Raw genomic sequence first — 23,838 nt, forward strand, 5'->3', positions numbered from 1 at the left:
ATTGCGACATAACATAAAGATAAAGCTTGTTCGCGTTCAGCGAAAAGCGAAAATGCTTTAAGCTTCGCTGACTGCCGGAGTGTTCTGGCGGCAAAACACCGGATGAGTTGCCGATGCAGGTTCTGAATCCGCCGCAAGAGGAAAAGCGGCCTACCCATATGATGCCGGAGAGGTTGACCAGTCCGATGGTCTACTTCTGGTCGATGGTCGTTTTCCTTGCCCTCACAGCCTTCGTCGCGCTTATTCTCGGGCGCCAGATTGCATCGGCCTTCGCTTCGAACCCCGGTTTGAATGGCTTGATCTTTGGTGTGCTGGCGGTGGGCATTCTGCTGGCTTTGGGGCAGATTTTGCGTCTTTCGCGCGAGGTGCGGTGGATAAACCTGTACCGCGATGGTTCGGAAGAAGCGGAAGAAGTGCGCTCGCCTGTGCTGTTGGCCCCGATGCAGTCGCTGCTTGCGGGGCGTCGGATCGGGCAGCCGCTACCATCGCAACTTGTTCGCGCAATCCTGGATTCACTGGCCACACGGCTTGATGAAATGCGTGATATTTCCCGCTACCTTGTTGGCCTCCTGGTGTTTCTGGGTCTGCTTGGTACGTTCTGGGGTCTGCTTTCCACCATTGGCTCAATCTCCGCAACGGTGCAGTCGCTGGACCCGACAGCGACTGATGCTGCGTCGGTGCTGAACTCGGTGCAGCAGGGGCTCTCCGCACCGCTGTCCGGCATGGGCACGGCGTTCTCATCCTCGCTGTTCGGTCTTTCCGGCTCTCTGGTGCTGGGCTTTCTGGATTTGCAGATTGGCCGCGCGCAGAACCGGTTTTACACCGAACTGGAAAACTGGCTGGCGACGGTTACTGACTCCGGGCCGGACGCAATTGCCAATATTGGCCCACGCGTGGAAGGCGGCAGTTCGCAGGATCTGCAACTGGTGGCGGACCGGTTGGCGCGCTTGATACAGGAGCAGCAGTCGGCGGCTCCGCAGCGTTCCAATGCTGCTATGGCCAATCTGGCGGAAAGCATACAGGGCCTTGTTCAGCACATGCGCTCAGAGCAACAGATGATGCGAGATTTTGTCGAGACGCAGACGCAGGAGCAGCAGAACATGCGGGCAACACTTGAGCGGCTGGTCAACGTGCTTGGCCAGCGGCCGGATCGGTACTGACCCGTGGCGTTGTCGCGAAAAGGCAAGGCGCGGCGGGAGATTGATTACTGGCCGGGTTTTGTCGACGCCTTGTCGACATTGCTTCTGGCAATCATGTTTCTTTTGTCGGTGTTTGTAATTGCGCAATTTCTGCTGAGCCGGGAAGTTGCGGGGCAGGACACTGCTCTGCAACAGCTGAATTCCCAGATTGCCGAGCTGAACCAGTTGCTTGCGCTTGAACGTTCCAGCAATTCCGATTTTCAGAATGAGCTTGCCGCGTTGCAGGCATCTTTGCAAACCATTGAAAGTGAGCGTTCCCGATTGCAATCCGCGCTGGATTCCGGCGCGGGGGGCGCGGCACAGAGCGCCGAACGTATTGGCCAGTTGCAAGGTGAGGTGGACAGTGAAAGGCAGCTTTCGGAGGCGGCGCGCAACCAGGTCGCATTGCTGAACCAGCAGTTGCAGGCCCTGCGCCAGCAGATTGCCGCTCTGGAGGATGCGCTTGATGCCTCAGAGGGGCGAGACCGGGAAAGCCAGACCCAGATTGCCGACCTTGGCAGGCGGCTGAATGTCGCCCTTGCCCAACGCGTGCAGGAACTGAACCGTTACCGTTCCGACTTCTTCGGCCGTTTGCGCGAGATTTTGTCGGATCGCGAAAATATCCGCATTGTCGGCGACCGGTTTGTGTTCCAGTCTGAAGTTCTGTTCCCATCGGGCTCCGACATTTTGCAGCCAGCCGGGCAGGAAGAAATGGGTAAGCTGGCAGAAGCGATTATTGAGCTGAACCGGGAGATTCCAACCGAAATCAACTGGATTATCCGGGTGGATGGCCACACGGATAACGTGCCGATTACCGGCGGCCGGTTCACCGACAACTGGCAGCTTTCCACCGACCGGGCCGGAGCTGTTGTGAAATACCTGATTTCGCAAGGCGTACCGCCAGAGCGGCTGGCAGCCACCGGCTTTGGCGAGTTTCAACCGCTGGAACAGGGCGTCAGCCCTGAAGCCCGCGCACGCAACCGCCGCATCGAGTTGAAGCTGACGGAGCGCTGATGAATTTGCGTTACCCTGCCTGCAGGGTAACGGGCTGCTCGTGATTGCGGAACTGCATCTGTGCCAGCTCGGCATAAAGCCCGCCTTTGGCGGAAAGGCTGGCATGCGTGCCTTCTTCCACAACAACGCCATTGGCCAGCACCAGAATGCGGTCGGCCTTCTGAACAGTGGCAAGACGATGGGCTATAATCAGCGTCGTGCGTCCTTCCATCAGACGTTCCAGTCCTTTCTGGACCATGGCCTCATTGTGTGAGTCCAACGCAGAAGTTGCTTCATCCAGCAGCAGTATGGGTGCGTTGCGCACAATGGCCCTGGCAATTGCAATTCGCTGTCTTTGGCCGCCGGACAAGGTAATCCCGCGCTCGCCAATGCGGGTGGCATAGCCCTGCGGTAATTGTTGTACAAAATCATTGGCCATGGCGGCGGTGGCAGCGGCGACAACAGCCTCATGCGATGTGCCAGGGCTGCCGAACGCAATATTGCCTTCCACACTGTTGGAAAACGCCGCAACGTCCTGTGGCACCAGCGCTATGGCGCGACGCAGCTGTTCCAGACTGGTCTGCGCAATGTCCACGCCGTCGATCAGAATGCGCCCTTCCTGCGGATCGTAAAACCTCTCCAGCAATGAAAAGAGTGTGGATTTGCCTGCACCCGACGGGCCAACGATGGCAATGGTTTCGCCGGGCCGCACATCGAAACTGACGCCATCCAAAGTGGCCAGATTTTCACGCGTGGGGTAAGCGAAGCGCACATTCTCAAACCGGATTGCGCCGGCAATGGGTGAAGGCAAGGGCACCGTGACTGCGGGGCTGGCGACGGTGGGTTGCTGCTCCAGCAATTCGGTCAGACGTTCTGTGGCGCCTGCCGCCAGCGAAAGATCGCCCCACACCTCGGAAAGCTGGCCAAGGGCGCTGGCGGCAAACACGGCATACAGCACAAACTGTCCCAGCGTGCCGCCGCTCATAGCTCCGGAAATCACCTGCTGCGACCCAATCCAAAGCACCACGACGATGGAGCTGAAAATCAGAAATATTGCAAAAGCGGTTAGAAATGCCCGCGCCCGAATGGACAGTCTGGCGGCGGCAAATGCTTCATCAACCGCTTCTCCGTAATTTTGAGCAGCAAGCTGTTCGCCAGTGAAGGCCTGCACTGTGCGCATGGAGCCGATGGCCTCATTTGCGTAAGCGCTGGCATCTGCCAGCATATCCTGAGCATGGCGAGAGCGACGGCGCACGGAGCGGCCAAAGGCAATCAACGGAACAACGATGACGGGTATAGCGGCAATGACAATGAAAGACAGAGCGGGAGCGGTGTAGACCATCATCGCAATGGCGCCGATCACCAGAATCATGTTGCGCAGCGCCAGCGAGGTTGTTGCACCCACGGCAGATTTGATTTGTGTTGTGTCCGCCGTCAGCCGGGAGATGATTTCCCCGGAAAGGCTGCGGTCGTAAAAATCCGCAGACAAGTGGGTCAGATGCGCAAAAACGTCTTTGCGCAGATCGGCGACGACTCGCTCACCCAGCGTGATCACGAAAAAATACCGTCCGGCGCTGGCCGCTGCGAGAATCGTCGCAAGAACCGCCAGCATGGCGAAATAAGTGTCGACAAACCGCGTGTCGGCACTTTCGAACCCCAGATCAATCATGCGGCGCACGGCCAGAGGCAGGGAAAGCGTTGCCAGGGAGGCGATGACCAGAAAAAGGACGGCACCGGCCACCAGCCCGCGATAGCGCGCCAGATAAGGCAGCAACCGGTACAGAGGACGCAGGTTGCGCTGTGTTTTCTTGGTCGTGCCGTCAGATATGTGTGCCAACTCAACTCTCCGAAAGGCGGGTCTTGTGCCTTATGGAGTGCTGATGTATAGGCTCATCCCTGAATTTGAAAGCTTTTGCGTGTCCGGCTTTGCAGGAAGTCAGCGCTTTCGTTTTATCAACGCGGCGAAACGGGCTTGTACGCGCAGCAAAGGATCAGGATCATGAAGAGCAACATTCACCCAGACTATCACACCATCACTGTGGTCATGACCAACGGCACCGAATACCAGACACGCTCCACCTGGGGTAAGGATGGTGACAAGATGAACCTGGATATTGACCCGATGAGCCATCCTGCATGGACTGGCGGCAACCAGCAGCTTCTTGACCGTGGCGGCCGTTTGTCGCGCTTCAAGAAGCGGTACGAAGGTCTGGGCATCTAAGCCCATTCAATGCAAAAACCCCGGCACTGCCGGGGTTTTTTTATGGCGTGAAGCCATGTCGAACATCGATGAGCTATCGGGATAATCGGCTAAAACGAAAACGCCGTGTGCAGGAGGCTTATCTGCTCGGCCACGGCATTGCGCACGGGCTCCTTGCGCATGGCAGGTGCCTCGATGATTTCTGCATTGATGCGGCGAAGCCGTGTTTCAAGGTTGCGGGTGCGATTCAGCAACTGGCAAAACTGCTCTGGCAGCTCGCCAAAGCTTGGCGAATCACTGGCGGAGCCCATATCGTCCAGCTTGACCTTGGCCATTTCCCGCGTGACCTGCTCAGGCGACATCTCGCCGTGAATTGCGGCACGTTGCAGCAGCAGCCACGATGCCAGTTGCATGAGGCGGGTGGTCAGACGCATGGATTCGGCGGCATACAGCATGGAAGCCGAGCGCCCCAGAATTCGGGATTCATATCTGCCATGACCATCCAGATACGTGGCGGCTTCATCCACAAGCGCCATGCCTTCCTGAAACAGGTTCTGGAAATACTGGCCTCTGGCGCGCCGCTCCGATAGCCAGACCAGACCGTTATCGGAACCCTTGTCGTGAAAACCTGTCATCATGGGTGAAAACGGCCAATCCCTGTTTTGGTTTCGCGCTGACGGTTGGAATCACCACCATATGCCCGCCGAAATTGGCTCTATAGTCAGTTTAAGGCAAGGCACGACTGAGCAAGTGGTTAATTCCGGTTAAGCTTCTGTGGAAAAGTGGGGGGCAGGGCAATGGCGGATGCAGAAATGTCCGTGGTTATGTTCGACGGCTTCGGTGGTCCGGAGTTGTTGAAAACGTCTCGCCGCCCTGTTCCAAAGCCCGGGCCCGGGCAGATTCTCATCGAAGTTCACGCGGCTGGCGTCAACCGGCCCGACATCATTCAACGCAAAGGCCACTATCCTCCACCGCCCGGCGCGCCTGAATGGCCGGGGCTGGAAGTGGCCGGATTTGTGGCCGCAATCGGCGAAGATGTGGAGCGCCATGCTGTGGGCGACCGGGTGATGGCGCTTTTGCCGGGTGGTGGATATGCCGAATACGCGCTGGCGTCTGCCGGATGTGTGTTGCCGGTGCCTTCGCGCCTTTCAATGGTTGAGGCGGCGGCTATTCCGGAAACCTTTTTCACCGTCTGGTCCAATGTGATTGAACGCGGTGGGCTGATGGCGGGCGAAAGCATGCTGGTTCACGGCGGCGCTTCCGGCATTGGCACCGTTGCCGTGCAGATTGCCCGATCGCGAATGGCAAGGGTTTTTGCCACGGCGGGCAGCGATGAAAAATGCAATGCGCTTATTCGGCTGGGGGCGGACCGGGCGATCAATTACCACACGCAGGACTTTGTGCAGGTGGTGATGGATGCAACGGGTGAGCGGGGTGTTGATGTCATTCTGGACATGATCGGCGGCGATTATGTGCCGCGCAACCTGAAAGCCGCGGCATTGGATGGCCGTATCGTGCAGATTGCCTATTTGCGTGGGCAGAAGGCAGAGGTCAATCTTGCCATGGTGATGAGCAAACGGCTGGTGCTGACCGGCTCTACGCTGCGTGCACGCGATGATGAATTCAAGGCGGGAATTGCCGTGGCGCTGGAAACCAATGTCTGGCCGCTTCTGGAAGAAAGCACCGTGTGGCCGGTGGTGGATACAGTCTATGCACTGGAAGATGCGGCCAGCGCACACCGGCACATGGACAGAGACCATTTTGGCAAGATTGTGCTGGTGACAGCCAGGGGACAGGAAGCGATGAGTGCCGGAAATTGACGAAGCTTTATTGCGCAGTGGCGGGGCAGTGCCTATAATGCAGGTGAATTTCCCTACATGTGGCGTGTTCCACGGCCTGCCAGTCTAGCAGGCGAACAGGAGACTTTTATCTATGGCTCAGCAGCTTCTGATGCCCAAGGCAACCGCCGTATGGCTGGTTGACAACACTTCTCTGTCCTTTGATCAGATTGCAGAATTCTGCACGATGCATCCGCTGGAGATCAAGGCAATTGCCGATGGCGAATCGGCGCAAGGCATCAAGGGCATGGACCCGGTCATGACCGGTCAGCTTACGCGTGAGGAAATCAAGCGCGGCGAAGATGACCAGAATTATCGGCTCAAGCTTGCACCGCCAAAGGTTCGCGTGCCGGAAGCAAAGCACAAGGGTCCAAGATACACGCCGGTTTCCAAAAGGCAGGATCGGCCGAACGCCATCCTGTGGCTGGTTCGCAACCACCCTGAACTGAAGGATCCGCAGATTTCGCGTCTGGTTGGCACCACCAAGAATACAATCGAGCAGATCCGCGAGCGTACACACTGGAACTCGGCCAATCTGCAGCCGGCAGATCCGGTCATGCTGGGCCTTTGCACCCAGATTGACCTGGATCTTGAGGTTGAAAAGGCCTCCCGCGGTATGCCACGTGCGGAGCTGGAAGAGGAAGAGCGCCTGCTGTCTGCTGCCCAGACCCAGAACTTTGGTGATGAGCGCAGCAACGCCGACAGCGACGAGCTGGATGCCGCAGCCGTCTTTGCCAAGCTTTCCTCAATGCAGAAAAAGACTGATGATGAGGACGATCAGGACTTTTGATTGCTGATCTGTGCCTTAAATGTTGCTGGCAGGATGACAATACGGTCGGGCAATTCCGGTTAATTGCTGGCGTGGAGGTGTAATGAGCGCGATAGAAGAAAGCTTGCGAAGGGCCATTCTTGGCGGCGACGCGGCAAGTGCCGAATTCAGGCTTTCCGTCTACGAAGCTTCTCAGCGCGCCATGGAGCGGATGATAGCCGCCAAATCGCTTTCCCCCGCCGAGGCGGGGGAGCAGCGTCAGCGCCTGGCCAATGCAATTGCCGGCATTGAGGCTGATTATGGCACTTTCGACGCGGCGGACGGACAGGCCGCATCGCCAGATGAGCCGGTTTCTCCGGCAAGCCAGCTCGTTGAAGAGATCGATGAAGGCGAACCGGTAACGCTGTTTGAAAAACTGCGCCATTCGTGGAAGATTTTCGCAGCGGCGGCCGCCATTATTTTTCTGGCGCTGCTTGTTGTCATCTACACGTCAATCTTTCCGGCTACGCAGGCACCTGTTGAGGCTGATCCTGAAGAGCCAACTGCAGCCGTTGAACAGGAAGGGCCGATTGACCTGACCTGGATCAACATCTTCTCCGGTTCCAATATCGAAGCGCTGGCAACACCGGCAGGCGGGCTGGTTGAATCCATCGCTGCCCACGGCAAGCCTGCGGTGCGAATGGAAGCAACCGGTACGCAGGGCAACGAAGTGCTGTTGAAAATCGGACCGGGCCTTGTGGGGGAGCTTGCCGGTGAAACAGTGCGGTTTGAGGTGACGGCAGGCTCGCCGGATCTTCGTCCACGTGAATTCAGCGTGCGGTGCCTGTTTGCGGATGCCAGCATTTGTGAGCGTCAGCGCTTTGCGACCTCCATGCCGGAGGAAGCTTTTGTTTTCGACATCGCCGTGCCAGCCGATGTTGCCTCGCCTGCCAATCTTGCCATTGGACCCGGTACGGGCGGTGAGGGGCCGGATATTGATCTTTATACCGTGCGCGTGCGCGTGCTGGGGTAAATCCTTCGGAGAACTGATTGATGCCTGAAGCGGAACATTGGTCCCTTTCGGGCCGCCCGTCACTGCGCGTTCTTTTCGTAGCGCTGGCGGGCTTTCTGGTTATCGCCCTTTGGGTTCCAGAAGCCAGACCTCTGGCCATGGCCGGCATTTTCATCACCTTGATAGCATCCATGTTCAGCCGGCGCTCTGCACGCAGGCGGGCTGCGACGGAAAGTGCCAAGGCACTGTCGCCATGGCCCGATCGTGGTATCAAAACCGTGCTGCAGGCCATGAACGAACCCGCATTTTTAACCGATAGCGCACTGACCTTGCGGTTTCGCAATGCTGCCAGCGAAGTGAGCTTTGGCTCTTTTGCGCTGGGCGACCCGATTTCCATGCGCTTCCGCTCGCCAGAGCTTGTTGCCGCGGCCGATGCGGCTTTTGCCAGTGGCCAGCCGCGCACCGTTGAGCTGCTGGAGCGCAGCGGCAAGGAGCGCTATTTTCAGGTCGATGTTCTGCCTCTTCCAGGTGCCGACGCGGCAACACCCTCTTTTCTGCTGTTCCTGATGCGGGACAAAACCGCAGAGCGCAGCATAGAGAAAATGCGGACGGATTTTGTTGCCAATGCCAGCCACGAACTGCGTACGCCTCTGGCTTCGCTGATCGGCTTTATTGAAACGCTGCAGGGCCCGGCGCGCAATGACGTTGCCGCACGCGAAAAGTTCCTGAACATCATGCGGGAGCAGGCAGGTCGCATGTCGCGGCTGATCGATGACCTGCTGTCGCTGTCGCGCATTGAAACCAAGCCACGCATTGATGCAGATGAAAGAGCCGATCTCGCCGTCATTCTCAGCAGCATATGCGATGCCATGGAAAAACGCGCGGCGGAAGCCGGTCTGGCTTTCAGCCTGCAACTTGACACGGAATCCGGCGTGGTGAACGGCAATCACGACGAACTGGCACAGGTCTTCGCAAATCTTGCAGAGAACGCGGTAAAATATGCGGGCGGCGGAGAAAAGGTTGTTCTGGGCGTGCGCCCGGTGGACCGTGAGCCAGCGCTGCTGGAAGCCTATGTACAGGACTTCGGCCGCGGCATTCCGGCAGAGCATGTTCCCCGGCTCACCGAGCGTTTTTACCGGGTTGAAGATGGCGCTGCCAGCAAGGCGGCCGGCACGGGGCTTGGCCTGTCTATCGTGCGCAATATTTTGCAGCGGCACGGCACGCGCCTGCAGGTTCACTCCGAAGCGGGAATCGGCACGGTTTTCTCCATCCGACTGCGAAAAGCGTCACAATAGAATTCCACTGCGGCAAATAATCATTTTTATTCAGATATTTAGTCTGTCATTTTTCTGTAATTGATCCGTCATATATCGTTGTCCGTGAGACTGTAGACGATTGTACAGGCCAGGACGCATCAACGGGTGGTGCTTGGTTTGAAAGTGAAACAAAGCTTTAGGAGCTTCCTTCCGTGTCGATCAAAACTCTTGCCAGCCTTGCGCTCGGCGCCGCCTTCATCTTCTCCGGTCAGGCAAATGCGCAGAACGTTGAGCAGATCCAGATTGCAGGATCGTCCACCGTTTTGCCTTACTCGCAGATTGTTGCGCAGAATTTTGGTGAAGTTTTCGGCGAATTCCCAACTCCGGTTGTTGAATCCGGCGGCACATCGGGCGGCTTCCGCCAGTTCTGTCAGGGCGTTGGTTCGCAGACAACAGACATTGCAAATGCTTCACGCGCCATGCGCGATACTGAATTGAAGGCCTGTCAGGACGCCGGCGTGACCGATATCCAGGAAGTTCAGTTCGGTTATGACGGTATTGTCTTCGCTTCGGCTGCTTCGGGTCCAGACTTCGTTCTGACACCGGAACTGGTTTACGGCGCCTTGGCCAAGAAGGTCGTCAAGGATGGCCAGGTTGTCGACAACACAGCGGCCAAATGGTCGGATGTGGATGCGTCGCTGCCAGATCAGGCGATCACCGCCTTCATTCCTGCCGAAAACCACGGCACGCGCGAAGTGTTTGACGAAAAGCTGCTGCATGCTGGTTGTGAAGCCACTGGCGCTCTGGAAGCCTTCATTGCTTCGGGCATGGAAAAGGCTGCAGCAAACGACGAGTGCCTGCAGGTTCGCGGCGGCAACATCACCACTGACATTTCCGGCGATTACACGGAAACACTGTCGCGCATCGATGCCAACCCACAGGGCGTTGGCGTTTTCGGCCTGGCATTCTACGAGCAGAACCAGGACCGCCTGAAGGTTGCAACGATCAGCGGTGTAACGCCTTCGGTTGAAACCATCTCTGCCGGTGAATATCCGGTTTCGCGCCCTCTGTTCTTCTATGTGAAGAAGGCACATGTCGGCGTTGTACCTGGCCTGCAGGAATTTGTTGAGTTCTTCCTCGACGATCAGATGGTTGGACCAGACGGCCCACTCGCTCAGTATGGTCTGGTTTCCGCACCTGACGCAGAGCGTGAAGCTGCCCGTGAGCAGTTCACTGCCGGCACGCTGATCGGCGGCTGAAGGCCCCTACGGAACTCCGATCCGGAGTTCTGAATCCTTTGGAGCGCCCGGCGGAGCAGGTTTGCCCCGGGCGCTCTAAGCTCTTTGGTTAGTCGCATTTCCCTGCCGCTGGAGCCCCCCGCCTCGAGGCATAACGCTCCGGACTCTACAAAACCTGCGCCGGTTGTGCTTTTCAATCGTTGGATTCCCGCCAAGAAGGATGTGATGTCAACACTTTCCATCATCTTTGCCGTATTGCTGATTGGTGTCGCGGGATTTTTCCTTGGATACGCCAAAAGCCGGCGCATTGCCGCAGATGCCTCCGGCAAGTTGCACTCACGGCCGGTCTATCACGGCTCTTACGTATTTTCGTTCTCTGCGGTTCCCGCTTTGGCGCTGTTGTCGCTCTGGGTCATCATTTCGCCTATCCTCATTGGCGCGGACATTTCCTCGCGCCTGGCAGAGGTGACGGAAGGGGCTTCCAGCAATCTGGCGCCCAGCATTGTGCGGTCAATTGCATCCGGCATCAGCTATTTGCCGCCAGATCAGCAGGCCAGTCTGGCCAATGCGGGTGTGGCAGAGCTTCGCCCCTTGTTGACAGCGCGCGGCGTGCCACTGGCGGCTGATGCGCAGGATTATATGGTGCCATTGGCACAGCATCAGCTTGTGCTGGAAAACCGCAGCATGCTGGCCATGTCCGTCAGCGTTCTTGCGCTGGCACTGGCGGGTGCGGCCCTGGCCTATTCGCGCATTGCGCTGCGTTTGCGGGCCCGCAATTCGGTTGAGTCCGTCGTGCGCGGCTTTCTCATTGCGGCCTCGTCCATCGCTATTCTCACAACCGTCGGCATTGTGTTTTCAATGCTGTTTGAATCTCTGGACTTTTTCTCCAGAATTCCGCCGGCGGAGTTTTTCTTCGGCACCGTCTGGGAGCCGCGTTTTGCCGCCGCCGGATCCAACGTGCAAGGGCAGTTTGGCCTTATTCCGCTGCTGCTTGGCACATTGTACATTGCGTTTGTCGCCATGGTGTTTGCCGTGCCGGTCGGGCTTTTCGCGGCAATCTACATGGCCGAATATGCCAGCCGGCCGGTGCGCTCGGTGGTCAAGCCGCTTCTGGAGGTGCTGGCGGGCATTCCGACCATCGTCTACGGTTTCTTTGCGCTGATCACAGTCGGGCCGTTTCTGCGCGATCTGTCCGCGCAATTGAATGGCCTTCTGACCGGGGATTATTCCAGTTTCATCCAGGCGCAGAGTGTTTTGACCGCGGGTCTGGTCATGGGCATCATGCTCATTCCATTCGTGTCTTCACTGTCGGATGATATCATCACTTCGGTGCCACGCGCCCTGCGCGATGGTTCGCTGGGTCTTGGTGCCACCCGTTCGGAAACGGTTCGCCGGGTCATTCTGCCGGCAGCCTTGCCCGGTATTGTCTCTGCGCTGCTGCTCACCGCCTCACGCGCTATTGGTGAAACCATGATCGTGGTGCTGGCCGCCGGTATTGCCGCAAACATCACCATCAACCCGTTTGAGGCCATGACAACAGTGACGATTAAAATCGTCAGCCAGTTGACAGGTGATCTCGACTTTACTTCACCGCAGAGTCTTGTGGCCTTTGCCCTCGGCATCACCCTGTTTGTCATGACGCTGATGCTGAATATTTTCGCCCTCTACATAGTTCGCAAGTACCGGGAGCAGTACGAATGAGCGACGTTTCCATGAATGCCGCTCCGGTCAGTGCTGCGCCACCGCGCCGGGATATCGGGATTAAAAAGCGCTATGCTGCTGAACGCCGGTTCAAGGCTTACGGAATAGGTGCCATTGCCATCGGCCTGTCCTTCCTGGTGATCCTGCTATGGACGGTCATTTCACAGGGCTACACAGCCTTCTGGCAGACTGAAATCAGCCTGCCAGTGCAATTTTCGCAGGAGGTCATTGATCCGAATGGCCAACTGGATGAAGCGACGATGCGTCGCGCAAACTATCCAAAGTTGGTGCAGGACGCGATCTTGCAGCGGCTGGATATCGATCCTTCCAACCGGCAGGAAGCAACACGGGCCGCAGCACTGGTTTCGCAGGGTGTGCGCCAGCAACTGGCGGGCATGGTCAGGGATGATCCTGCCATTATCGGCACCACGCAGAACATCTGGGTGCTGGCCAGTTCCACGGTAGACAGCGCGGTCAAAGGCCAGTTCGACCTTTCCGTGGAAGAAAGCCGCCGCCCGCTGAACGACATGCAACTGGGCTGGCTGAACGAGCTTGAGGCTTCGGGTGAGCTGCAGCAGCGTTTCAATACGGGCTTCTTCACCTTTGGCGCTTCCAGCCGGGCAGAGACCGCCGGTGTCGGTGTGGCCATTATCGGCTCGCTCTACATGATGGGCATTGTGCTTTTGCTGGCACTGCCAATCGGCGTCGCAGCTTCAATCTACCTGGAAGAATTTGCGCCGAAGAACCGCTTGACCGATCTGATTGAAGTCAACATCAACAATCTTGCAGCCGTGCCATCCATTGTGTTCGGTCTGTTGGGTCTGGCAGTGTTTATCAACTGGTTTGGCCTGCCGCGGTCTGCTTCGCTGGTCGGTGGTCTGGTGCTGACATTAATGACACTGCCAACAATCATCATCGCAACACGTGCGGCGCTCAAGGCTGTTCCGCCCTCCATTCGGGCGGCGGCACTGGGTCTGGGTGCTTCCAAAAACCAGATGGTGTTTCAACACGTGCTTCCCTTGGCAGCTCCCGGAATTCTGACCGGTACCATCATCGGACTGGCGCAGGCTCTGGGTGAAACAGCACCCTTGCTGCTGATCGGCATGGTGGCCTTCGTGGTGGAGTTTCCATCAGGCCCGATGAGCCCGTCAACTGCCCTGCCTGTGCAGATCTTCATGTGGGCAAACGAAGCAGAGCGCGCCTTTGTCGAGCGCACGTCGGGTGCCATCATCGTTCTGCTTGCATTCCTCGCCATAATGAACATTGCCGCGGTTCTGTTGCGCCGCCGTTTCGAACGCCGCTGGTAGAAAGGCTCGCTGGAGACCATGATGGAGAATATCAAATTGACGGCCGGTTCGGCACCAGTGGGACAGAAGCAGATGCTGACAAAGATGCGCGGTGAAAAGGTTTGCGTTTTTTACGGTGCCAAGCAGGCACTGTATGACGTGGATCTTGATGTGCCGGAGCGTCAGGTCACTGCGCTGATCGGCCCATCCGGCTGCGGCAAGTCCACATTCCTGCGCACTTTGAACCGCATGAATGACACGATTGAAGGCTGCCGGATCGTCGGCAAGATCACGCTGGATGGTGAAGATATCTACCAGCCTGATCTGGATGTGGTGGAACTGCGTGCCCGGGTGGGCATGGTGTTTCAAAAGCCCAATCCGTTTCCGAAATCGATTTTCGAGAATGTTGCCTATGGACCGAAAATTCACGGTCTGGCCCGCAACAAGACCGATCTGGAAGAGATTGTTGCAACGAGCCTGAAACGCGCTGGCTTGTTTGAAGAGGTCAAGGACCGGCTGGATGAGCCGGGCACCGGCCTTTCAGGCGGTCAGCAGCAGCGCCTTTGCATTGCGCGCGCCATTGCCGTTTCACCGGAAGTCATCCTGATGGACGAGCCATGCTCGGCACTGGACCCGATTGCGACCGCAACAGTTGAAGAGTTGATTGACGAGTTGAAGCAGAACTTCACGATTGTCATCGTCACGCACTCCATGCAGCAGGCGGCACGTGTGTCGCAACGTACGGCCATGTTCCACCTGGGCCGCATTGTTGAAGTGGGGGCAACGGAGAAAATGTTCTCCAACCCCGATGACAAGCGCACCCAGGACTATATTACCGGTCGGTTTGGCTAATTCGCAGGAGGAATTGATGGAAGACCATATTGTACGGTCCTATGACGAGGAACTGAAATTCATTCTGCGCCGCATTTCCGAAATGGGCGGTCAGGCAGAACGGATGCTGGAGCAATCGGTGCGCGCGCTTATTCGCAGCGACCTCTCGCTGGCGCAGACAGTGGTGGCAGACGATGTGCTGCTGGATGCGGCAGAGCGTGAGCTGGAAGAGCGTGCCGTTCTGACAATCGCCAAGCGCCAGCCCATGGCTCGCGATCTTCGCGAGATAGTGGGTGCAATCCGCATCGCATCTGATCTGGAGCGCATTGGCGACCTTGGCAAAAACATCGCCAAGCGCGCGATTGCAGTGCATGAATTTGGCCAGCCACTGCAATTGACACGCGGCATCGAGCATATGGCCAGCCTGGCGCAGGAGCAGTTGAAAGATGTTCTTGATGCCTATGCGGCGCGTGATGCGGAGCGGGCTGCGGCAGTGCGGGCGCGCGATGAAGACATCGATTCCATGTACACGTCGATCTTCCGCGAACTTCTGACATACATGATGGAAGACCCACGCAATATCACGGCCTGCACGCATCTTCTGTTCAGCGCCAAGAATATTGAGCGCATTGGCGACCATGCCACCAATATCGCCGAGACGGTTTACTACATTCAGACCGGACAGCAGTTCGAGTCCGAGCGGCCGAAAAGCGATGCGACTGCGACAATGGTGCTTCCGGCGACCGTTGCCGGTTCAAACGAGTAGTGATCATGAACGCACGTATTACGGTTGTGGAGGACGAAGAGGCTCTCAGCGTCCTCCTGCGATACAATCTTGAAGCCGAAGGCTACACGGTTGACACGATCATGCGCGGGGATGACGCCGATCTGCGCCTCAAGGAAGAGGTGCCGGATCTCCTGATCCTTGACTGGATGCTGCCGGGCCTTTCCGGCGTTGAACTGTGCCGGCGCTTGCGCATGCGGGCTGAAACAGAGCGGATGCCCATCATTCTGCTCACCGCCCGCGGTGAAGAGAGTGAGCGTGTGCGCGGGCTTTCCGTTGGCGCAGACGATTATGTGGTCAAACCGTTCTCGACCCCCGAACTGATGGCGCGGGTCAAAGGGCTGCTGCGGCGCATCAAGCCCGAGCGCATTTCATCGCAACTGTCTGCGGGTGATATCGATCTGGACCGTGAAACGCATCGTGTTCGTCGGTCGGGCCGGGAAGTGCGGCTTGGACCAACGGAATTCAAGCTGCTGGAGTTTTTCCTGCAGGCTCCGGGCCGCGTGTTTTCCCGCGAGCAATTGTTGGATGGCGTTTGGGGCAGGGACATCTACGTGGATGAGCGCACAGTGGATGTGCACGTCGGGCGCCTGCGCAAGGCGATCAACCGCGGCCGGCAGCGTGATCCGATCCGGACAGTTCGCGGCTCGGGCTATTCGCTGGATGAAACTTTTGCCAGCCTGAAAACATCCGGCCTGCGCGCCTGATTGCCCATTCTGAAGAAACCGAGCGGGGTTTGGTTCAGAATGGGAAGACCGCAGGCACAATGGCGATGCTGGTGAAAAGCGCGATCAGCGCCAGGGGAACACCCATCCGGACAAAGTCAAAGAAGCTGTAATTGCCCGGGCCGACAACCAGTGTGTTAACCGGAGATGACACCGGTGTCATGAACGCTGCCGATGCCGCCAGCGCAACCGTCATGGCGAAGGGATAGGGGGATGCCCCCATTTCTGCCGCGACCGCCAGCGCTACCGGTGCCATGAGCACGGCTGTGGCTGTGTTGGATATGAACAGTCCGAGAATTGCCGTGGTTACGAAAATCGCCGCAAGGCCGATGCGCGGGCTGGCTTCGCCAATCAATGACAGCAGCCCATTGGCTGCCAGATCCACCCCGCCGGTGTTTTGCAGAGCCAGCGAGAATGGCAGCATGCCAACAATCAGGATCAGGCTTTGCCAGTGAATAGACCGATAGGCGCTGTTCATATCCACACAACCGAACAGGCCCAGCAACAGGCAGCCGATCAGCGCGGCCTGAACATTGGCCACGACGCCGCTGACCATGAGTGCGACAATCAGCGCCAGGATGGCAATGGCGAAAGGCGCGCGCGTGGGCTTTTCAATAACTTCGTCCAGCTCTGCCGGCATGGTCAGAACCAGCAGGTTGCGGTCGTGGCGAATGTTGCGGATGGCTTTCCACGGACCAACGGCCAGCAGCGTATCACCCAATTTCAGGCGCTGGGAGTGGACCGGGCCCTGAGAGGCAGTCGAACCCTGTTTGATGCCGATGATTGACAGGTCATACTCACTGCGAAACCGGCTTTCCGCCACGGTTTTGTCAATCAGCCGCGAACTGGGCGGAACCATCAGTTCCACCATGCCGATGTCCTGCGCATTGTCGCTGAAATAATTTCCAGAGATTGGCAGTCGGTTTAGCCCATAGTGCTGGCAGAGCGCTTCCATTTCCCTGTCGCCATTCAGCACGTCGAGAAACAACACGTCATTTGCCTGTAACTGCGTGCTGGCAACCGGTCTGATAAGCCTGCGGCTCATGCCCCTGTGGCGCTCAACAGCAATGATGTTGATGCCCGATGTCGCGCGCAGATCCAGCATATCCAGCCGTTTGCCTGCCCATTGAGAGTCTTTCCGCAGTGCAATGCGAAATTCACGACCAGCAAGGCTGTAATCGCTGATCCAGTCTGATAGCCGCGGGCGGGCTGCAGGTTCAGCCACTGATTTTGGGGCAAGCCATCGCCGTGCCAGCAGCATATAGCCGATGGCCAGAACCAGAATGGGAATACCGAACGGGGTGAAAGCAAAAAAGCTGAAGCCTTCATGCCCGTCACGCACCAATTGGCTGTTCACCACAAGGTTGGGCGCGGTGGCGACAAGTGTCATCATGCCGCTGATCAGCGCAGCGATGCTGAGCGGCATCATCAGCCTGCCAGCAGCAATGCCGGTATTCCCCGCTATGCGCAGCACGATGGGAATGAAAATTGCCACCACGCCGGTAGAACTCATGAACGCGCCGATAAACGCCACCAGCAACATCAACAGCACAAGAAGCCGGGTTTCGCCCGGGCCTGCATAGCGAATGAGGCCATCGCCCATTTTCTGCGCCACACCGGTGCGAACCAAAGCCTCACCAACCACAAACAGCAGCGCGATGAGAATGATGTTCGGATCGCTGAACCCGGCCAGACTGTCAGCAATGGTGATGGTGCCGGTCAATGGCAGAATGGCCATCATGGTCAGTGCCACCGCGTCCATTCGCGGGCGGCCGGTGGCGAACATGAAAATGGTTGCAGCCAGAAGACATAAGACGATTGCCAGTTCAAAATTCACAAACCATTCCAATCCTGGATCATCAATGAATTGTGCGGTGCAGGTGTCGCAACTGCTACCTGTTCCGTGCCAGTTTGGCTGTTCAAATTTGCGCTAGAGCATTCCCCGGCGAAACGGAACCGCTTCAACGGCAAGACAAAGCGACGATGCAAGGTGGCTGGGGGTCTTAAGCGATCCTGGGATCACCTGAAACTGTCTGACCAAGCATCTCAGCTTTCAGGAAATGAAAAGGCCCGGCGCAAAGGCCGGGCCGTGGGTATCTGCCGTATGGGCCAGTTCAGCGAACGCGGCGACGCTCTGATGCAGGCTGGAAAGCAATACGCGCGTGATAGGTGCAATAGGGTGAACCATCACCCGAATGATTGCCGCAGAAACGGAAATCAGGTGACAGCGGATCGCCGATTGGCCATTTGCATGTGCGCTCGGACAGTTGCACCAAGGTGAGGTTACGTGAAATCGGCACAACTTCTGCACTTGGCCGGTCTTCTTCCACGCTTGGCTCATATGGCGCAAACTGAGGCTCGATTTTCAGTGCCGTTGCGCCAAGCGTCCGTGTTACAGACTGCTGGGCAACCGGTTGCGGTGCCGAACTCGGCAAAATGCGCGGCGTTGCCGGCGCTGCTGCCACTGGCGGCGTTTCACGCGCTTCCAGCACGGCAGGCGCGGCCTGGCGCGGAGCAGGTTGTGGCGCTGGCGCGGCGTTCACCGGCTCTGCGGCAGCAAGCGGTGCTGCGGGCGTGGTCGGCGTAGCTGCCGGTTTGATACGGCTTTCCAGCTTCAGGCGATGAACTTTGCCTATAACAGCGTTGCGGCTTACGCCGCCCAATTCATTGGCAATCTGGCTTGCGCTGTGTCCGTCGCTCCACAGGCGTTTCAAAGTTTCAATACGTTCGTCTGTCCAGCTCATAGGCAGGCTCCTTCAGTTCGGATCGGCGGCGGAATCCATCCCCACGCCCGCGGGTGGGAAGCCCCGGGTCATGCACCACATGTAAGGAAATGACAGGTAGGCCGCACTGAATATGGTGTCTTTATATAAACTATCAAATAGGTAGACTCGCTGACAAGAGTCCTGAAACATTTGGCGAATCGAAAGACGAGATATCCCCAGCCTTTCCGGTGCTTTACAGACCGGATTGTCATTTGCCCGCATCTATTGACCGTCGGCGACGGGATTTCAAGATGAAATATTCCCTTTCGTTGACAATTCCCGCCCCAGCCGTGGTATAGCCTAACGCGATTTCAACCGATGAAACGGGGTGGTTTTCGGTCTGCCATGGCGGACTTGCCGGACCTCCTTTTCAAAATTCCCAACTCTTTCTGGATTTGACACCTCATGTTCCCCGAAATGGACAGCCACTCACCGCTATTCGCCACCTATTCGCGCGCTGATATTCGAGTGGAGCGAGGAGAAGGGGTGTGGCTGCTGACAGAGGACGGGAAGCGCTATCTGGATTTTTCCGGTGGCATTGCTGTCAACGTGCTGGGGCACGCCCATCCGCATCTGGTGGACGCGCTGAAGGCGCAGGCCGAGAAGCTTTGGCACACATCCAATCTGTATGAAATTCCCGGTCAGGAACGGCTGGCCCGCCGGCTGGTTGCGGCAACATTCGCCGACCGGGCATTTTTCACCAATTCCGGGGCAGAGGCGCTGGAATGCGCCGTTAAAACCGCGCGTCGCTATCAATACACCAATGGCCACCCCGAACGGTACCGTATCATAACCTTCGAAGGCGCTTTCCACGGGCGGACGCTGGCCACCATTGCCGCTGGCGGGCAGCAGAAATATCTGGAAGGTTTTGGCCCCAAGGTCGAGGGTTTTGATCAGGTGCCGTTTGCCGACATTGAAGCTGTCAAGGCGGCGATGACGGACGAGACGGCGGGTTTCCTGATTGAGCCTATTCAGGGTGAGGGCGGCATACGCTCGGCTCCGGTGGAGTTTCTGCGCCAGCTTCGCAAGCTTGCCGATGAATCCGACCTCTTGCTGATTTATGACGAGGTTCAGACCGGAGTTGGCCGCACGGGGCATTTCTACGCCTATCAGGGATCGGGGGTTGCACCGGACATTCTGGCCTCTGCCAAGGGCATCGGCGGCGGTTTTCCCATGGGCGTCTGTCTTGCTACGGAAGCCGCTTCTGCCGGAATGGTGGCGGGAACTCATGGCACAACCTATGGTGGCAATCCTCTCGCCATGGCTGTGGGCAACGCGGTACTGGACGTTGTGCTGCAAGAGGGCTTCCTCGACAATGTTCAGGAAATGGCACTCCTGTTTAAACAGGGGTTGGCATCCATTGCAGATCGTTTTCCGGATGTGGTTGAAGGCATTCGTGGCGAGGGAATGCTTGTTGGCCTGAAAATGCGTGTGCCAAACACAAGCTTCATCGCCGCGTTGCGGGCGCAGATGATGCTGGCAGTGCCGGCAGGGGACAATGTTGTTCGGATGCTTCCGCCGCTTGTGGTTGCGCCAGAGGAACTGCGTGAAGGGCTTCGGAGAATTGAGGCGGCGGCGGAGAGCATTTCCACCGCGCTGGGGGAGAATGCAGCATGAAGAGTGGCGTCGAAGTCAGGCATTTCCTTGATATTGCACAAATGCCATCGCAGGATTTGCGCGCCATAATGGACGATGCACTCTGGCGCAAAAGCGTTGGCCGGGCAGGGCCGAAGCCGCTTGATGGCAAAATGCTGGCCATGATTTTTGAAAAGCCTTCCACACGCACGCGTGTGTCGTTTGATGTTGCCATGCGTCAGCTGGGTGGTGAAACTCTGTTTCTGTCGGGCACGGAAATGCAACTTGGCCGTTCGGAAAGCATCGCCGACACCGCCCGGGTGCTCTCGCGTTTCGTCGATGCCATCATGATCCGCACGACAGAGCATGGCCGTCTTCTGGAAATGGCGGAGGCAGCCACTGTGCCGGTCATCAATGCGCTGACCGATGACACGCATCCCTGCCAGATCATGGCTGATCTTCTGACATTTGAGGAAAAACGCGGATCCCTGCAGGGCAAGATTTTTGCCTGGTCAGGAGACGGCAACAATGTGCTGAATTCCTTTATCGAGGCTTCGGGCCGTTTTGGATTCCGGCTGAACATTGCCACGCCGGAAGGTTCAGAAGCTGATCCGCGTTTTCTGGCGAAGGCACGGGCAGAAGGCGCGGATATTCACACAGGATACAATGCCGTTGAGGCCGTAACCGGGGCGCATTGCGTGGTAACCGACACCTGGGTTTCCATGGGACGTGAGGAGCAGGCCCGCGGCAATGAAGTGTTCATGGCCTATCAGGTCAATGACGAGTTGATGCGCCACGCTGCGCCCGAGGCTTTGTTTATGCATTGCCTGCCTGCGCACCGTGGTGAAGAGGTGACGGATTCTGTGATCGACGGTCCGCAATCCGTGGTTTTTGACGAGGCAGAGAACCGGCTTCATGCCCAGAAGTCCATTCTGGCATGGTGTTTCGGCGAGGTGGGCCGCAATGACTGACGAGCATCTGGAGCTGGGTGAATTTGGATTTGCGGGGGATGACGCTGTCGTCCCCTTTGAGGTATCGGGGCTGGATGCGCGTGGGCGTGCAGTACAGCTTGGCGGTCTGGTGGAAAACATACTGGCCCGCCATGCCTATCCTGAGCCGGTTTCCAGGCTGCTGGCGGAAATGATTGCTCTGACGGTGCTTCTGGGCACATCGTTGAAATTCAACGGAAAATTCATTTCGCAAACCCGGACAGACGGCCCGGTTGACCTGTTGGTTGTGGATTTCACCACGCCATCGGGCGTGCGCGCCTATGCGCGATATGATGAAGACCGATTGGCCGCTGCGCAGGCCAGCGGGGCCATTTCGCCAGAGGAGTTGCTGGGTCGCGGCAGTCTGGCACTGACGGTGGATCAAGGAGAGAACACGCAGCGCTACCAAGGCATTGTCGAGCTTTCTGGTGCAACGCTTGAAGAGGTGGCGGAAAGCTATTTCCGGCAGTCTGAGCAGATACCAACCACCGTACGGCTGACGGTGGCGCGCATTGCGCGCCGGGCGGAAGGTGGTGGCTTTGCGGAAAGCTGGCGGGCTGGCGGGCTGATGGTTCAGTTTCTGCCGCAGTCGCCGGAACGCATGCGCATGCCCGACCTGCCTGGGGGTGATGCGCCGGACGACGCGGAAGTGCCGGAGTTTGAGACTGATGATGCCTGGACGGAAGTTCAGGCGCTGGTTGAAACCGTAGAGGACGCTGAGCTGGTTGACCCTGACGTGGGAGTTGAGCGGCTGTTGTTCCGGCTGTTTCACGAGCGCGGGGTGCGGGTTTTTCCTCCAACTCCGGTGGTTGACCAATGCTCTTGCTCACGAGAGCGAATTGGCGAAGTGCTGGCCGGTTTTACCGAGGAAGAACTGAAGGAAAGCACGGAAGACGGGGTTATTGAGGTGACCTGCGAATTCTGCAGCGAGTCCTACACCTTCAAGCCGGAAGAGTTTGAGTGAAGCGTTTCAACGGATCGCCAAGCCGCGTCTGACACGGCAGTTCACTGTGCTGGGCAAGTTCTGGCCATCCGCAGACTGTCGAAAAAAGAACTGCTCTAGTTCAGCGTTCTGTTCTGCGCAGGTATATCAAGGGAGAAGGCGGGTATGGCGACCTGAAACATGGAGCCATCCGCCCGCTCGAAATTATAGTGCCCCCGCATGAAGCCCGATGGCGTGCCAAGCGGGCATCCGGATGTGTAAGTATAGCTGTTGCCTGGCGGCAGCAGCGGCTCCTCACCCAAAACGCCGGGGCCACGCACTTCTTCCACGTGGCCGCGATCGTCTGTTATGTGCCAATAGCGCGAACGCAGACGAACCGGCTCTCCCGAGCCGTTCTTGATTTCCACACGATAGGCGAACGCCCACTTGCCGCTTTCCGGGTTGGATTGCTCTGCCAGATAGGCCGGTGTCACCGTTACCGTGATGTGTGCCGTCGTGCGCTTGTACATGCTTTGCCCAGCGTAACGCTGTATAGATTCGGAAGATACCAAGGAAGCCGCTTTCTGACGCCGAAATCAAGCCGCGTCGAGTGCGGCGGCAAAATCTTCTATCAGATCCTCGCTATCCTCAATCCCGGCAGAAAAGCGCAACAGCCCATCACCAATGCCCGCCGCCGCGCGCGCCTCGTCTGAAAGGCTTTTGTGCGTTGTGGTGGCCGGGTGGGTTATCAGACTGCGAGCATCGCCCAGATTGTTGGTAATCGTGACAATTTCCAGCGCATTGCACACACGGAATGCAGCTTCCTTGCCGCCCACCAGCTCAAAGGCGATCAACGTGGAGCCACCGGTCATCTGCCGTTTGATGAGCTCGGCATCCGGGTGGTCTGCCCGGCCGGGATAGATCACCCGCTTGACCTTGTCAGTACGGCTGGCCAGATAATCGGCTATGCGGCTGGCATTCTCTGTCTGCTGACGAACGCGCAGCGGCATTGTTTCCAAGCCTTTCAGCAAAATCCAGGCGTTGAAGGGCGATAGGGACGGGCCGGTATGACGAAAGAAATCTGCCAGATTTTTTTCAATCCATTCGGCAGAGGACAAAATGATGCCGCCCAGACAGCGACCCTGACCATCAATATGCTTGGTGGCTGAATAGACCACCACATCTGCGCCCAGTTCCAGAGGTCGTTGTTGCAAAGGTGTGGCAAAGACATTGTCCACCACAAGAATTGCGTTGGCATCGTGCGCAACCTTGGCCACGGCAGCAATGTCTATGATTTCCAGCGTGGGGTTTGTCGGGCTTTCCAGAAAAAACAGTCGGGTGTTTGGCTGAACGGCTGCGCGCCACTCATCCAGGTTTCGCCCATCCACAAAAGTGGCAGTTACGCCGGCACGGCCGAGAACGTTCTGGATGACATAGGTACAGGAGCCGAACAGTGCACGGGCAGCCACAATATGGTCGCCAGCCTGCACCGCGCATTGCAGCGCAGCCGAAACCGCCGCCATGCCGGAGGCTGTGGCGCGGGCATCTCCTGCGCCTTCAAGCTGCATCATCCGCTCTTCAAACATGCGGGTGGTGGGGTTGGCATATCGAGAGTAGATAAAGCCCGGCTCTTCGCCCTTGAAACGCGCTTCTGCTGCCTGCGCACTGTCGTAGGCAAAGCCCTGCGTCATAAAAATCGCTTCGGACATTTCACCAAAGCCTGAGCGCACGGTACCGGAATGCACCATTGCAGTTGCTGGACGAAGCGGGCGACGTGAAGCCGGATTTTCTGACATG

At 57.7% G+C, this 23,838-nt stretch carries 22 protein-coding genes; 16 read left to right on the top strand and 6 right to left on the bottom strand.

The genetic code is table 11. The annotated features are described in order from the left end of the window. Positions 1–113: 113 nt before the first annotated feature. Together FPY71_RS04785 and FPY71_RS04790 are read left to right on the top strand one after the other, a co-directional pair. Positions 114–1,160, top strand: coding sequence for a flagellar motor protein MotA (locus FPY71_RS04785; RefSeq protein WP_149298099.1), 1,047 nt, complete (start codon positions 114–116; stop codon positions 1,158–1,160). A 3-nt stretch (positions 1,161–1,163) separates the two neighbouring features. Continuing rightward, entirely contained in the window at positions 1,164–2,192 is a 1,029-nt protein-coding gene (locus FPY71_RS04790) for a peptidoglycan -binding protein (protein WP_149298101.1), read from the top strand. Between the two features lie 10 nt (positions 2,193–2,202). On the opposite strand, the gene FPY71_RS04795 is transcribed toward FPY71_RS04790, so the two are convergent. Further along, positions 2,203–4,008, bottom strand: a complete 1,806-nt coding sequence (locus tag FPY71_RS04795) for an ABC transporter transmembrane domain-containing protein (protein ID WP_149298103.1) — start codon at positions 4,006–4,008, stop codon at positions 2,203–2,205. Positions 4,009–4,170: 162 nt separating this feature from the next. Here FPY71_RS04795 and rpmE point away from each other — a divergent pair, with 162 nt between their 5' ends. Then, positions 4,171–4,392: a 50S ribosomal protein L31 gene (rpmE, locus tag FPY71_RS04800; RefSeq protein WP_149298105.1), complete on the top strand. Its 222-nt coding sequence runs from the start codon at positions 4,171–4,173 to the stop codon at positions 4,390–4,392. An 89-nt stretch (positions 4,393–4,481) separates the two neighbouring features. Here rpmE and rcdA read toward each other — a convergent pair whose 3' ends face one another. Beyond that, on the bottom strand, positions 4,482–5,009 hold the full coding sequence (gene rcdA / locus FPY71_RS04805) for a protease adaptor protein RcdA (RefSeq protein WP_246160130.1): 528 nt from the start codon (positions 5,007–5,009) through the stop codon (positions 4,482–4,484). A 159-nt stretch (positions 5,010–5,168) separates the two neighbouring features. On the opposite strand from rcdA, the gene FPY71_RS04810 reads away from it, so the two are divergent. The 10 genes from FPY71_RS04810 (at position 5,169) to phoB (ending at position 15,772) form a co-directional block, all read left to right on the top strand. Beyond that, positions 5,169–6,191, top strand: coding sequence for an NAD(P)H-quinone oxidoreductase (locus FPY71_RS04810; protein WP_149298107.1), 1,023 nt, complete (start codon positions 5,169–5,171; stop codon positions 6,189–6,191). Between the two features lie 112 nt (positions 6,192–6,303). Further along, the gene (locus FPY71_RS04815) at positions 6,304–6,999 is read left to right on the top strand and encodes a DUF1013 domain-containing protein (protein ID WP_149298109.1); all 696 of its coding nucleotides are present in this window, start codon (positions 6,304–6,306) and stop codon (positions 6,997–6,999) included. A gap of 82 nt (positions 7,000–7,081) precedes the next feature. Further along, positions 7,082–7,990 (top strand): hypothetical protein, encoded by a 909-nt coding sequence (locus FPY71_RS04820; protein ID WP_149298111.1) that lies wholly within the window; start codon positions 7,082–7,084, stop codon positions 7,988–7,990. Between the two features lie 20 nt (positions 7,991–8,010). After that, positions 8,011–9,264 (top strand): ATP-binding protein, encoded by a 1,254-nt coding sequence (locus FPY71_RS04825; protein ID WP_149298113.1) that lies wholly within the window; start codon positions 8,011–8,013, stop codon positions 9,262–9,264. A gap of 173 nt (positions 9,265–9,437) precedes the next feature. Continuing rightward, entirely contained in the window at positions 9,438–10,484 is a 1,047-nt protein-coding gene (locus FPY71_RS04830) for a substrate-binding domain-containing protein (protein WP_149298115.1), read from the top strand. Positions 10,485–10,688: 204 nt separating this feature from the next. Next, a complete protein-coding gene (gene pstC, locus FPY71_RS04835) occupies positions 10,689–12,164 on the top strand; it encodes a phosphate ABC transporter permease subunit PstC (RefSeq protein WP_149298117.1) in 1,476 nt (491 codons plus the stop codon). Continuing rightward, on the top strand, positions 12,161–13,471 hold the full coding sequence (pstA, locus tag FPY71_RS04840) for a phosphate ABC transporter permease PstA (protein ID WP_149298119.1): 1,311 nt from the start codon (positions 12,161–12,163) through the stop codon (positions 13,469–13,471). Before pstC ends, pstA begins: the two co-directional genes overlap by 4 nt. Positions 13,472–13,543: 72 nt before the next feature. Then, positions 13,544–14,302 carry a phosphate ABC transporter ATP-binding protein PstB gene (gene pstB / locus FPY71_RS04845; protein WP_246160166.1) on the top strand — a complete coding sequence of 253 codons (759 nt, stop codon included), beginning with the start codon at positions 13,544–13,546 and terminating at the stop codon, positions 14,300–14,302. 16 nt (positions 14,303–14,318) lie between these two features. Continuing rightward, the gene (phoU, locus tag FPY71_RS04850) at positions 14,319–15,047 is read left to right on the top strand and encodes a phosphate signaling complex protein PhoU (protein WP_149298123.1); all 729 of its coding nucleotides are present in this window, start codon (positions 14,319–14,321) and stop codon (positions 15,045–15,047) included. A 5-nt stretch (positions 15,048–15,052) separates the two neighbouring features. Beyond that, the gene (gene phoB / locus FPY71_RS04855; protein WP_149298124.1) at positions 15,053–15,772 is read left to right on the top strand and encodes a phosphate regulon transcriptional regulator PhoB; all 720 of its coding nucleotides are present in this window, start codon (positions 15,053–15,055) and stop codon (positions 15,770–15,772) included. A gap of 34 nt (positions 15,773–15,806) precedes the next feature. Here the strand turns inward: phoB and FPY71_RS04860 are convergent, their stop codons facing one another. Both FPY71_RS04860 and FPY71_RS04865 read right to left on the bottom strand, forming a co-directional pair. Continuing rightward, positions 15,807–17,627: an SLC13 family permease gene (locus FPY71_RS04860; RefSeq protein ID WP_149298126.1), complete on the bottom strand. Its 1,821-nt coding sequence runs from the start codon at positions 17,625–17,627 to the stop codon at positions 15,807–15,809. A 277-nt stretch (positions 17,628–17,904) separates the two neighbouring features. Next, positions 17,905–18,534: a GcrA family cell cycle regulator gene (locus FPY71_RS04865; protein WP_149298128.1), complete on the bottom strand. Its 630-nt coding sequence runs from the start codon at positions 18,532–18,534 to the stop codon at positions 17,905–17,907. Positions 18,535–18,972: 438 nt separating this feature from the next. Here FPY71_RS04865 and FPY71_RS04870 point away from each other — a divergent pair, with 438 nt between their 5' ends. The 3 genes from FPY71_RS04870 to FPY71_RS04880 are packed head-to-tail and all read left to right on the top strand — an operon-like array spanning position 18,973 to position 22,083. Beyond that, positions 18,973–20,172 (top strand): aspartate aminotransferase family protein, encoded by a 1,200-nt coding sequence (locus FPY71_RS04870; RefSeq protein WP_149298708.1) that lies wholly within the window; start codon positions 18,973–18,975, stop codon positions 20,170–20,172. Further along, entirely contained in the window at positions 20,169–21,101 is a 933-nt protein-coding gene (gene argF, locus FPY71_RS04875) for an ornithine carbamoyltransferase (protein ID WP_149298130.1), read from the top strand. Before FPY71_RS04870 ends, argF begins: the two co-directional genes overlap by 4 nt. After that, positions 21,094–22,083 carry an Hsp33 family molecular chaperone gene (locus FPY71_RS04880; protein WP_149298132.1) on the top strand — a complete coding sequence of 330 codons (990 nt, stop codon included), beginning with the start codon at positions 21,094–21,096 and terminating at the stop codon, positions 22,081–22,083. The genes argF and FPY71_RS04880 overlap by 8 nt, the downstream gene beginning before the upstream one ends. A 95-nt stretch (positions 22,084–22,178) precedes the next feature. On the opposite strand, the gene apaG is transcribed toward FPY71_RS04880, so the two are convergent. Next, positions 22,179–22,571, bottom strand: coding sequence for a Co2+/Mg2+ efflux protein ApaG (apaG, locus tag FPY71_RS04885; RefSeq protein WP_149298134.1), 393 nt, complete (start codon positions 22,569–22,571; stop codon positions 22,179–22,181). A 66-nt stretch (positions 22,572–22,637) separates the two neighbouring features. Next, positions 22,638–23,837: an O-succinylhomoserine sulfhydrylase gene (locus tag FPY71_RS04890; protein ID WP_149298136.1), complete on the bottom strand. Its 1,200-nt coding sequence runs from the start codon at positions 23,835–23,837 to the stop codon at positions 22,638–22,640. Position 23,838: the final 1 nt, after the last annotated feature.

Source organism: Aureimonas fodinaquatilis (assembly GCF_008369445.1).
Classification (GTDB): Bacteria; Pseudomonadota; Alphaproteobacteria; order Rhizobiales; family Rhizobiaceae; genus Aureimonas; species Aureimonas fodinaquatilis.